The sequence below is a fragment of the Burkholderia sp. 22313 genome, from assembly GCF_052045245.1.
GTDB lineage: Bacteria > Pseudomonadota > Gammaproteobacteria > Burkholderiales > Burkholderiaceae > Burkholderia.
The window spans coordinates 163,164-174,661 of sequence record NZ_JBQEON010000003.1 but is presented as its reverse complement, the minus strand read 5'-3'; the positions used below and the strand labels follow the sequence as shown (position 1 = coordinate 174,661).

Below are 11,498 nucleotides of genomic sequence, written 5' to 3'. Positions count from 1 at the left end.
GAACTATGCTTCCGAAGAGGGATTGAGCAGATCGCCATAAATCTGCCGGTGCGCTGCGCGGTCTGCCGCTGCAGTGTCGGTGTCCGGCTGTCCCTCATGGAACTGGATGCCCCGGTTCGCGAGCGCCCCGTTTGCCGCGTCGCGGTACTCGCCCGGCACCGGAATGTCGTGCCGATCACCATTCGCCAGTTCAAGCGTGTATTTCTGCGTCGCCACGTGGTGATCGATAGGCAACTGCCCGGACTTATCGAACACGCCTTGCTTAACCAGTGCGCCATCGGCATACAGCTTATAGGGCATTCCGACCGGGGCAACACTGGTCGAGGAAGGCGACGCGAACGTGTTCAGCGACAGCTTCTGGACTGGGGAATCCTTAAACGCGGGGTTCGTGATATCGACCCGCGCCGGGCCGGCGAACGAATAGCTTGCTGCCTTGAAGTCGATCTTGCCTGGCGAGTGGATATTGATGCTGCCGTCCTGGCTGATCTGGACAACTGCGCCACCGCATAAGATCCGGATTTCCTTTCCGGACGCTACCTCGATCACATCGGTAACCGAGCGGATATGCAACGCCAACTGAGCCGCCAGGTCGATCACACCCGCATGCGCCTGAATATCGATGTCGCCCTTCCCGGCGATGGCCTTCATGCCGCCGTTCTGCGCAAAGAGGCTGATCAGGTTGAGGGCCGCAATGATCAACGACTGCCCCGACGCGACAGTCGTGGTCTGGCCGCTAACGAGATTGATGAGTTGGTCTGCCGCGAAATGCACCGATTGCTGCGTTGACGCCGCAATTCCCGCTGGGCTGTCCAGCAGCATCATGGGTTCTTTGAAAGCGTTCGCGGTGCCGGTGCCACCACCCGCCGTGCGCCCCCCCTTGGCCTCGGGCGTCTGTGGCAATTCCAGTGCGTCCGCGAAATGCTTCAACGCGTCGTGACCGGCCTTGAGGTCTGCTGCCTGATGCCCCTTGCTGGCTTCCGACAACGAATCAACCAGGTTCCCCGCGCGGGACAGTTGCTGACTCGCCTCTCGCACGTCCAATTGTTCGGCGTCCGGCGACTTGTGCTGCGTGCTGATCGCCATCCCCTGATTCGCCCGCATCGCACCGAACGCATCAGTATGGAGTTTGTAGCCAATCCCGCGATAACCACCACGCGTATTGCCCGTCTGGTCAATCAGGTATCCCTGGTGGAATAGGTGATAGGTGCCTCCGGTATAGCTCGTCAGCCGCTGGCCGCCCTGATGCGTGGAATCGTCGTGGATCAGGGCGTTGTATGCTCCGGTATTGCCGAACCCACGCGACTGCTGGCCCGACTTCAGTACATCCGAATGCCATGGCTGCTGAGTGGTCCCACCGGGCAACCGGCCCAGCACGAATGGGCGGTCACAGTCGCCTTGCCAGTAACCGATAGCAACCCATTCACCTTTGCGGGGAACGTGAACCGCACCATAGCCGTCGCCTGTGTCGCCCTGCATGACGCGCATCCACGGCGAGGTGTTGTACTCGTCCGGCTTACTCTGCCGGTCCCATGCGAATCGGCCACGAATCTCGTTGTTCTTGTTCGTCCACGCTTCCTCGCCGTTCGGTGCGCCGACCAGCAGATGCTCAACCTGCATCGCCGGCTTCTTGTGTTCAAGCGGACTGCGGTACACGACATCCGCGCGTTGAGCTTCGGTCTTTATCAAGAAGAAGCCGACCGAACCGTCATCCGCATGAGGCCGAGACACCGACGCCTGTTCGTATTCCGCCTGAATGCGGTCGAACTCCGATTGCAGGCTGAACGGAAATGCCTCCGCCTGCCGGGCGAACGGTACGTTGTTCAGGATGAACCAGTGCGCCTCGACCGCCACAAACTCCCGGTCCTTCGGATCGCGCTCATCGTGACGTGGATGGTCGTTCAGCACGAACCGCGACCCTGCATCGAGCCAACGCACTCCGCCAACGCCGATAAAGCGGCGAGCCATTGCGTCCCATGCCTGCGTCCGAATCCGCGCACGGCGGCCACCGCTGTCGGAGTCCGGATAGCCCAAGGTCGTCGGTTCATACACGGTTGCAGGTACACCCGGAACACTGAGGGTTTCCTTGTCCCGGTAATGCTGGACCGTGTATGTCGTCGCCTCCATCAGACTACTCGCAGCGAAGCTGGTACCCGGTCGATCCTGATCGAACGACGTGGACTTGAACTCCATTGGCTGTGCGGTCTGCTGCATCACCCACTGCGTCAAGCCGTCGATTTCATCGCCCGTGTTGCTTCGGGAATACGTGACATCGTGCGCTTCCGGCAACGCCGAGATGCTGTCCACGATCACCAGCGTGGTGTTCGGTGGTTCGTTACCCTTGACGGGCGCATGCTCCCAATGGAAGTACCACCCTTCGTCTTCCAGCAGGCGTTGAACAAAATTCAAATCCGATTCGCTCTGTCGCGTGTACGTGCGTGTACTTGGCTGGCTGCTGAGATTGAACCGGTAGTGCCCGCGCAACTGAGGGTATTTGTCGAATACGGTGCTGATGCTCTGGACGGCGTTCGAGTCCAGCCAATAATAATCGTCACGGCCTTCGCCCAAGAAGAACAGGGTGGACGCGAACTCGATCTGGTAAAGCGATAGCGCACCATCGGCCCCCAATCGCCTGATCTGATGCACGAAGCCGTGAATCGGACGATACTCCGCATCGGCATAGCGTGTTGTCGATTGCTGAATCAACAACGACACTTGCTGATGCATCAGCGCAAGCAATTCGATGTCGTCGCGCGTGGATACCGCATCAACAGTCCAGCGATAATCACGGCCGATCTTCGACCAGCCTTTCGCGCGAACGGGCGTGAGTACGTTATCGCCCAGCGGGGTGCGCAGCGTCAGCAAACGGCCATGCTGCATGAGGCCACGGTTGATCACATCGAAGATGTCGCTGTATCCCAAACTCCCCGAATCTGTCGGTCCGAGTGCCATCTGTTCTTGTCCTTGTCTCTCAGGTTCGACCGTCACAAGGATGCAAGGCAAAAAGGACGGTCCGCGGTCGCAAATACTGCCGCTCGCGCGATTTTATCCGCAATAAGGCAAATACGTGACATTGGCCGAACTCGTCGGCCGTTTGTTTGACGATTTTTTGCGCTTGTTCCGCGAGTAATTCACGAAGGAATAAAGGATTGCGCCGTTTCTTTCGGACAACTAGCCGCGCAGCGGCCCATCCGTGTCTCCGCCCTCGATCACCGGCATCTCAAGCCGCTGCCCGCAAACACCGTCCGCGAGCAACCCCAGCATCAACTCCGCCAGCGCCCGCCCCGTCGCATGTCCGGTCGGTTGCACCACGGCCGTTACCCGATACGGATGCGCGACGTCCGGCGGCACGCCGTCATAGACGATCAACGACAGGTCCTGCCCCAGCCGCAGGCCGCTGTCGATCAGCGCCCGAAACGCGCCGCCGCCCGCGATATTGTTGTCGACCAGCAGCGCCGTCGGCCGTTCGGCCCGCGCGAGCAGTGCCTGCGCGCCCTGCTGCCCGCCGTCGCGCGTAAACGGACATTCGACGAGCAGCGCGGGATCGGCCGCGATGCCCGCCTCGCGCAGCGCCGCGAGATAGCCGGCGCGACGCTGCATCGCGAAATTGAGCGACAAGGGCGCGCTGATCATTGCAATGCGGCGATGGCCGAAGCCGATCAAACGCCGCACCGCCTCGCGTGCGCCCGCTTCATTGTCGAAATCGAACCATGCGTAAGGCTCGGCGGCTTGCGTGCGGCCATACGCGACGTACGGAAACGCATTCGACCGCAGGTAGGCGAGACGCGGATCGTCGACCAGCGTCCGCGCGACGATCAGCCCGTCGACGAGCTTGCCGTCGACGAGCCGCCGGTACGTGTCCAGTTCGGCGTTGGGCCGCGCGGACGCGATGATGAAGTCGAGACTGCGCTCGGCGAGCCGCTCGGTGATGCCCGCGACGACTTCGCCAAAACGCGGATCGCCGAGATCACCGGCGCCGAACGGATACACGATGCCGATCGTATCGGCGCGCCCCGTCGCCAGCCGCCGCGCGGTCGGATCCGCGACATAGCCGAGTTCGCGTGCCGCCTTCGCCACGCGCTCGCGGGTCGCCTCGCTCACGTCGTCATAGCCGTTCAGCGCGCGACTGACCGTCGTGCGCGACAGCCCGAGCGCGTCCGACAACGCCTTCAGATTCACCTTCACGTCGCTCCTCGCGTTGTGCATGCCATTCGGCCAGGCCGCTTGAACGGCAATTCTTTCCGAATGGTAGTTATTACCGTCAAATATTTATCTTTTGACGTCCAAACCGGTTTGAAATAGCATCCAAACCGGTTTGGACATCGATGCCGCCGTCAGCCGTTCCCTTTCACCGTCAACGGAAAACAACGCCGACATGATTTACTTTCCTTTTTGCCGCACGACTGCGGCCAAACGTTTGCTGCTCGCCGGCGCCGCACTGGCCGCCTTCGCGTCCGCCGCGCACGCGCAGACCGCCGGCGCGCCCGCACCCACGTCGCACACGCAGCAGGCATATGACCCCGAGGGTAACTTCACGATGCGCTGGACCCGCGCGGACATCCGCCAGATCGTCGCGCAGTCGCACACGGCCGGCGCCGACAGGAATTCGCTGCCGCAAGCGCTGACGATGCCCGACATCCCGCAGGATTTCCCGCTGATCAACTCGAACGTGTGGGTGTGGGACACCTGGCCGCTGGCGGACCTGCGCGCGAACCAGCTCAGCTACAAGGGCTGGGAGGTAATCTTCTCGCTCACCGCCGATCCGCACGCGGGCTACACGTTCGATGACCGCCACGTCCATGCACGCATCGGCTTCTTCTACCGCCGTGCCGGCATTCCCGCGTCGCAGCGGCCCGCGAACGGCGGCTGGACCTGGGGCGGCCACCTGTTCCCGGACGGTGCGAGCGCCAAGGTGTTCGGCACGTCGCCGATGACCAACAACGCCGAATGGTCGGGATCCGCGCGCCTCACGAACGGCGACAACGTCAGCCTCTATTACACCGCGACGTCGTTCAACCGCTCCGCGCCCGGCGGCGCCGACATCACGCCGCCGCAGGCGATCATCACGCGCGCCGACGGCCACATCCATGCCGACGACAAGCACGTCTGGTTCAGCGGCTTCGACGATCACAAGGCGCTGCTGCAGCCGGACGGCAACTACTACCAGACGGGCCAGCAGAACACCTACTTCTCGTTCCGCGATCCGTTCGTGTTCACCGATCCGGCGCATCCAGGCAAGACCTACATGGTGTTCGAAGGCAATACGGGCGGCCAGCGCGGCGCCCGTACCTGTACCGAGGCCGATCTCGGCTACGCGCCGAACGATCCGTACCGGGAAGACCTCAACGCCGTGATGAACTCGGGCGCAGTGTATCAAAAGGCCAATGTCGGCCTGGCGGTCGCGACCAACCCGCAGTTGACCGAATGGAAGTTCCTGCCGCCGATCCTGTCGGCGAACTGCGTCGACGACCAGACCGAGCGTCCGCAGATCTACCTGAAAGACGGCAAGTACTACCTGTTCACGATCAGCCACCGCACGACGATGGCCGCGGGCGTCGACGGGCCGGACGGCGTCTATGGCTTCGTCGGCAACGGCATCCGCAGCGACTTCCAGCCGCTGAACGGCGGCAGCGGCCTCGTGCTCGGCAACCCGACCGACTTCTCCGCACCGGCCGGCGCGCCGTATTCGCAGGACCCGAACCAGAACCCGCGCGAGTTCCAGTCGTATTCGCACTACGTGATGCCGGGCGGGCTCGTCGAGTCGTTCATCGATGCGATCGGCCCGCGTCGCGGCGGCACGCTCGCGCCGACGGTGAAGGTCAACATCAACGGCACGTCGACGGCGGTCGATCGCGGATACGGACGCGGCGGTCTCGGCGGGTATGGCGACATCCCGTCGAACCTGCCGGCGACGGGCGCCGGTCACAACGACGGCGGGTCGGGTACCCGACCGTAACGGTCTCGGCTGCATAGCCGGCCCGTTCCGCAGGCGCGCATCGCGCGTGTCGCGTGTGCGCCTGCCTTTTTCGTCCCGCGGACCCGACCGCGCATGCCGCCGTTGCAGGCGGCTTGCGCCCCTTCCTTCCCGCTTCGCACGGCGGAGCACGGAACCTTGCATGAGATCGACGTTTTCCCGCCTTTCCTTCCGGCTCGCCGGCCTGCTGCTCGCGTATGCGACCGGCATGCAGACCGCACACGCGGCGTGCGACGCGCCGCCCGCGGGCAGTACGCCGCAATGGCGACCGGCGCTGCATTACACGCCGCAACGCAACTGGATGAACGATCCGAACGGCCTCGTGTATGAAAACGGCCGTTATCACCTGTTCTACCAGTACAACCCGCTCGGCCACGACTGGGGCAACATGTCGTGGGGCCATGCGACCAGCACCGACCTCGTCCACTGGCGCGAGCAGCCGGTCGCGCTGCACGCGAACGCGACGGAGGAAATTTTCTCCGGCTCGATCGTCGCCGACACGCACAACACGTCCGGTCTCGGCGCACCGGGCCAAACGCCGCTCGTCGCGCTCTATACGAGCGTCTACCGGGCCGGATCCGGTCACGCGCCGGGCACCCAGGCACAATCGCTCGCATACAGCCTCGACCACGGCGCGACGTGGCAACCCTATGCGCACAATCCGGTGCTCACACTCGATCCCGAGTCGAAGCAGTTCCGCGATCCCAAGGTGTCGTGGTATGCGCCGGGGGGCTACTGGCTGATGACGACCGTCGTCGCCGACGCGCAGGTCGTGAAGCTCTACCGTTCCGGCGACCTGATCCACTGGTCGTTCCTGAGCGACTTCACGCTGCCGGACGTGCCGCACGCGGTCGCGCTTTGGGAAATGCCCGATCTCGTGCCGTTGCCCGTCGACGACGATCCGCGGCACATCAAGTGGGTCATGATCGTCAACGTCAACCCGTGGTCGATCGCCGGCGGTTCCGGCGCGATGTATTTCGTCGGCGACTTCGACGGCCGCGTGTTCGTCCCGGATCGGGTCGCGCCGGCCGGCTCCGATCCCGCGCAATTCCGCTGGGTCGATCATGGCGCCGACTTCTATGCGGCCGGCACGTTTTCCGGCTCGCCGGGCAAACGACCGGTCGCCATTGCGTGGATGAGCAACTGGGACTACGCGGCGAAAGTGCCGACGGCGCCCTGGCGTGGCGCGGCGACGTTGCCGCGCGAGCTCGCGCTGAAGACGATCGGCGGCGAACCGACGCTCGTCGTGACACCGGCCACCGCATTCGACACATGGGCCGACGGAAGGCCGGCCGTGCACGAAGGCGACCTGAGCGTCGATTCCGGCACGCGCGCGCTGTCGGCTGCCACGCGCGGCATCGTCCAGCGCATCACGGTGACGCTCGCGCCACAGCATGCGGCCCGCGCGGGCTTGATCGTGCGGAGCTCGGCGGATGGCGCGATCGGCACCCGGATCGTCTACGACGCGGCAAAACACACGCTGACGCTCGACCGCTCGCGCTCCGGCGCAACGGATTTCGCCGATACGTTCAGCCGCGAACACATCGTCGACCTGCCGCTCGACAATGGTCGGTTACCGCTCGAAATCGTCGTCGACCGCGGTTCGGTCGAAGTGTTCGCAAACGGCGGCCGCGCGGTGCTCACGGATCTGATCCTCGCGCCGCGCGATGCGGATCGCGTCGCCGTATTCGCCGAGCATGGCAGCGCGACGTTCTCGGGGCTGACGGTAACGCAGCTCGACGCGCGCGACGCGGCCCCTGACGATTGTGGGGCGCGCTAGCGACCCCCATTGACGGCGGCGGGGCTGCGCGGCGCGACGTCGCTACGGACGTCACGCGATGCAGCCCCGCCCCGGTTCACGCTCAGAGCAAGCCCATCCCGCCCGACGCGATGATTTCCGCGCCGACGATGAACGCGGACTCCGGCGCGCTCAGGTGCAGCACCGTCGACGCGATCTCGTCCGGCGTGCCGAACCGGCCGATCGGCACGAGCCCCTTGATCTTTTCCGCGGTCTCGTCGAGCGTCGCCGCGTCGAGCCCGAGCTTGCCGTACAGCGGCGTCTGGACCGGCCCGGGGCTCACCACGTTCACCCGCACGCCGTGCGGCAGCAGTTCGGTCGACAGCGTCTTCGCGAACGAATTGACCGCCGCCTTGCTCGCCGCGTACACGGACGACCCCGGCATCCCGATGTGCGCGTTGATCGATCCGTTGATGACGATCGACGCACCGCGGTTCAGCAGCGGGACGAGCGCCTGGATCTGGAAATACGCGCCCTTCACGTTCGTGTTGAACACGAGGTCCCACAACGTCTCGTCGATATCGGCGAACGGCGCGAGTTTCGCGACGCCCGCGTTGATGAACACGGCGTCGAGCCGCGTGCCGGACGTTGCGATCGCGTCCGCCAGCGCCCGCGCCGACGCGACGCTGCCGGCCTCGTTGCGGATCGCGAGCGCGCCGTCGCCGAGCGTCTCGCGGGCGGCGGCGAGCGTGGCTTCGTCGCGACCGGTGATGATGACTCGCGCGCCCTCGGCCGCGAATGCCCGTGCGGCCGCCAGGCCGATGCCGCTGTTGCCGCCCGTGACGAGTACCGTTTTTCCTTCGAAGCGTTGCATGATGTTCTCCTGTTGAACCGAACCGGTAAGTTGACCGTGAACACAGGATGCGCGCGGCGCCCGGCCGTGCCATACGACCGGCGCGGCAAACATGTTCGGAATTTTCGAACGGGTTTGTCGCGCCCGTCCCCGCGCTCACCCTCGTGGCCCTCAGCCCGTCACGTCGATTCCGTCGAGCAGCCGTTGCGCGAGCCGCGGTTCGCGCAGTTGCTCCAGCCACCATTGCAGCGCGCGGCCGTCGCGATCGCCGCGCCACGCGATGTACAGCACGTTCGGTTCGCGCGGATCGGCCGTTTGCCTTTCCACCAGTTCGCCGCGCGCAAGCAGCGACGCGACCCGCCGGCGCGGCACCCAGCCGACGCCGAGCCCGTCGCGCTGTGCGAGGATCTTCGCGCGCATCGACGGCACCGCGAGCACCGCCTGGCCGCCGAGCAGCCCGTACGCGCGACCGGCCGCCCGCCGCGACGAATCGGCGACGACGACCGCGCGATGCGCACCGATTGCATCCCGGGGCAGCGGCTCACGCGCCGACGCAAGCGGATGCCGCGGCGATACCGCGAACACCCATTCCATCGCGCCGAGCTCGAACCACTTGAAGCCCGGAATCGCCGGCGGCTCGTTGGTCGCGCCGACGACCAGATCCGCCCGGCCGTCGCGCAGCGCTTCCCAGGTACCGCCGAGCACCTCATGCGTGAAGCGCAGCGACACGCCGGAATCGAGCGCATCGAACGCGCGGACGACCGGCAGCAGCGTATCGAACTCCAGCACCTCGTCGCTGACGATCCACAGCCGGTCCTCCCAGCCGCTCGCGACCTGCCGCACGCGCTGCGTGAGCCGCGCGACGTCCAGCGCGAGACGCGACGCCTCGTCGGTCAGCAACTGGCCAGCCGGCGTGAGCTGCAGCCGGTAGCCGCGCCGGTCGAACAGCAGCGCGTCGAAACGCGTTTCGAGCTGCCGCGCGGCGTGCGACACCGTCGACGGCGCCTTGCCGAGCCGCGCGGCCGCCCGCGACAGGCTGCCGGTGGCGCGGATCGCATCGAGCAGCGCGAGTTCGTCGTCGGACAGCATGGCGGCACTCCGGTCGGGGGTTGTCGTGGATCTCGTGGATCTCGTGAATCGTAAGACAGTGGCGGGCGGTGGTCCAATCGAACAGCGCCGCGCCCGGTGGGCGGTGGATGCGGGGCCGGCCTTCCCCGTGACGGGCGATCTCGTGCATCCGGACCGGCTCGCGGGCTGCGCTCGCCATGGCCGTAACAGCACGCCCTTCCCCACAACGCACGCGACCCCGCCTGGGCGCCCTCCCAAGGGCCCATTCGACCACGAACTTCCGGTATGCTGAACAATGTCAAATTCCCGCACTTGAGGTAACCACTTCGATGGACATCGCGATCCGCATCGAAGGCCGTCACGACCTGACCGGGCAAATCTTCCGGCAACTGCGCACCGCGATCGTCGACGGGCGGCTCGACGGCGGCGCCCGGCTGCCGTCGACGCGCGATCTCGCGAAGCAGCTCGGCGTATCGCGCAAGACGACGCTCGACGCGTTCGAGCGCCTCGTCGCCGAGGGCTACCTGAACACGCGCGCGGGCGACGGCACGTTCGTCGCCGACGGCCTCGCGCGGGTTCCGCATGCGGCAGCGGCCTCGGCGCCGTCGCTCGTCGAAGCGACGCTACCCCTCCATGCCGTCGACGCGCGCGCGCTGTGGGACGACCTGCCCGACGCGCTCGCGATGCCGACGCCCCAGGACTCGCCCGCGTTCGACTTCCGCGGCGGCGTGACCGACAAGACGCTGTTCCCGTTCGATGCGTGGCGCCGCTGCCTGCATCACGCGCTGCGCCAGCAGGCGCGCGGCCCCGGCCAGTACCACGACCCGGCCGGCGATCCGCAACTGCGCGGCGCGATCGCGCGCTACGTCGCGTTCAGCCGCGCGGTCGCTTGCGGCTGGGACGACGTGCTCGTCACGCAAGGCGCGCAACAGGCGCTCGACCTGATCGCGCGCGTGGTCGTGCGGCCGGGCGACGCCGTCGCGGTCGAGAATCCCGGCTACCCGCCGGCCCGCGCGGCGTTCGCGTCGCTCGGCGCGACGGTGATCGGCGTGCCGGTCGATGCGCACGGCCTCGTCATCGAGCGGCTGCCCGACGACGCACGGCTCGTCTACGTGACGCCGTCGCACCAGTTCCCGCTCGGCATGCCGATGACGCTGGACCGGCGCGTCGCGCTGCTCGAATGGGCGCAGCGCCGCCGCGCGGTCATCATCGAGGATGACTACGACGGTGAATTCCGCTTCGAGGGCCGCCCGGTGGAATCGCTGAAGAGCCTTGACCGCACGGGCCTCGTCGCGTACGTCGGCACGTTTTCGAAGACGATCTTTCCCGAGTTGCGGATCGGCTACGCGATTCCGCCGCGCGCGCTGCGCGGCGCGCTCGCGAAGGCCAAGCAGATCGTCGACTGGCATACCTGCACGCTGACCCAGGCGGCGCTCGCGCGCTTCATGCTCGAAGGCGATTTCGCGCGGCATCTGCGGCGCGTGCAGAAGCACTACGACGCGCGCCGCAAGATGCTACTCGCGCATCTGCGCGGCGGCCTCGCGCCGTGGTTCGACACGATCGTGCCGACGGCCGGCATTCACCTCGCCGCCCACCTGAAACCGGGGCTCGACGAGGCCGCGCTGGTGCGCGTGGCCCGTGAGCACGACATCGGCCTGTACGGGATCTCGGCGTTCCACGTCGGCTCGGCGGCTCGCGCGGGGCTGCTGTTCGGCTATGGCGGGATCGACGCGCTGCGCATCGACGCCGCGCTCGCGCAACTGGCCGCGCTGCTGGGTTCGGCCAGCCTGGGCGACGGGCTGCTGGTTACCTAGATTTTCCCGAAATTGGCCATTCAAGCAGGCCAGTGACACGCTTAAAGTGGGTCC

At 66.1% G+C, this 11,498-nt stretch carries 7 protein-coding genes; 3 read left to right on the top strand and 4 right to left on the bottom strand.

Going from position 1 to position 11,498, the window contains the following annotated elements; translation table 11 throughout:
- Positions 1 to 3 precede the first annotated feature (3 nt).
- Together ACTJKF_RS04135 and ACTJKF_RS04130 are read right to left on the bottom strand one after the other, a co-directional pair.
- Positions 4 to 2,949 carry a type VI secretion system Vgr family protein gene (locus tag ACTJKF_RS04135; protein ID WP_440622299.1) on the bottom strand — a complete coding sequence of 982 codons (2,946 nt, stop codon included), beginning with the start codon at positions 2,947 to 2,949 and terminating at the stop codon, positions 4 to 6.
- Positions 2,950 to 3,168: 219 nt separating this feature from the next.
- Positions 3,169 to 4,203 (bottom strand): substrate-binding domain-containing protein, encoded by a 1,035-nt coding sequence (locus ACTJKF_RS04130; protein WP_440622298.1) that lies wholly within the window; start codon positions 4,201 to 4,203, stop codon positions 3,169 to 3,171.
- Positions 4,204 to 4,372: 169 nt separating this feature from the next.
- Between ACTJKF_RS04130 and ACTJKF_RS04125 the strand changes: the two genes are divergently transcribed.
- Complete coding sequence (locus tag ACTJKF_RS04125; protein ID WP_440622297.1) at positions 4,373 to 5,953, top strand: glycoside hydrolase family 68 protein; 1,581 nt, start codon at positions 4,373 to 4,375, stop codon at positions 5,951 to 5,953.
- A gap of 160 nt (positions 5,954 to 6,113) precedes the next feature.
- On the top strand, positions 6,114 to 7,751 hold the full coding sequence (locus ACTJKF_RS04120; protein ID WP_440622296.1) for a glycoside hydrolase family 32 protein: 1,638 nt from the start codon (positions 6,114 to 6,116) through the stop codon (positions 7,749 to 7,751).
- A gap of 82 nt (positions 7,752 to 7,833) precedes the next feature.
- On the opposite strand, the gene ACTJKF_RS04115 is transcribed toward ACTJKF_RS04120, so the two are convergent.
- Positions 7,834 to 8,583 (bottom strand): SDR family oxidoreductase, encoded by a 750-nt coding sequence (locus tag ACTJKF_RS04115; protein ID WP_440622295.1) that lies wholly within the window; start codon positions 8,581 to 8,583, stop codon positions 7,834 to 7,836.
- A gap of 150 nt (positions 8,584 to 8,733) precedes the next feature.
- The gene (locus tag ACTJKF_RS04110; protein WP_440622294.1) at positions 8,734 to 9,651 is read right to left on the bottom strand and encodes a LysR family transcriptional regulator; all 918 of its coding nucleotides are present in this window, start codon (positions 9,649 to 9,651) and stop codon (positions 8,734 to 8,736) included.
- A 308-nt stretch (positions 9,652 to 9,959) separates the two neighbouring features.
- Between ACTJKF_RS04110 and pdxR the strand changes: the two genes are divergently transcribed.
- Positions 9,960 to 11,444 carry a MocR-like pyridoxine biosynthesis transcription factor PdxR gene (pdxR, locus tag ACTJKF_RS04105; protein WP_440622293.1) on the top strand — a complete coding sequence of 495 codons (1,485 nt, stop codon included), beginning with the start codon at positions 9,960 to 9,962 and terminating at the stop codon, positions 11,442 to 11,444.
- The last annotated feature ends 54 nt before the right edge of the window (positions 11,445 to 11,498 follow it).

Bases quoted from the DNA above. Each gene is read 5' to 3' on its own strand.
- pdxR (WP_440622293.1), top strand. From the start codon at position 9,960: ATGGACATCGCGATCCGCATCGAAGGCCGTCACGACCTGACCGGGCAA.
- ACTJKF_RS04110 (WP_440622294.1), bottom strand. From the start codon at position 9,651: ATGCTGTCCGACGACGAACTCGCGCTGCTCGATGCGATCCGCGCCACC.
- ACTJKF_RS04125 (WP_440622297.1), top strand. From the start codon at position 4,373: ATGATTTACTTTCCTTTTTGCCGCACGACTGCGGCCAAACGTTTGCTG.
- ACTJKF_RS04120 (WP_440622296.1), top strand. From the start codon at position 6,114: ATGAGATCGACGTTTTCCCGCCTTTCCTTCCGGCTCGCCGGCCTGCTG.
- ACTJKF_RS04135 (WP_440622299.1), bottom strand. From the start codon at position 2,949: ATGGCACTCGGACCGACAGATTCGGGGAGTTTGGGATACAGCGACATC.
- ACTJKF_RS04115 (WP_440622295.1), bottom strand. From the start codon at position 8,583: ATGCAACGCTTCGAAGGAAAAACGGTACTCGTCACGGGCGGCAACAGC.
- ACTJKF_RS04130 (WP_440622298.1), bottom strand. From the start codon at position 4,203: ATGCACAACGCGAGGAGCGACGTGAAGGTGAATCTGAAGGCGTTGTCG.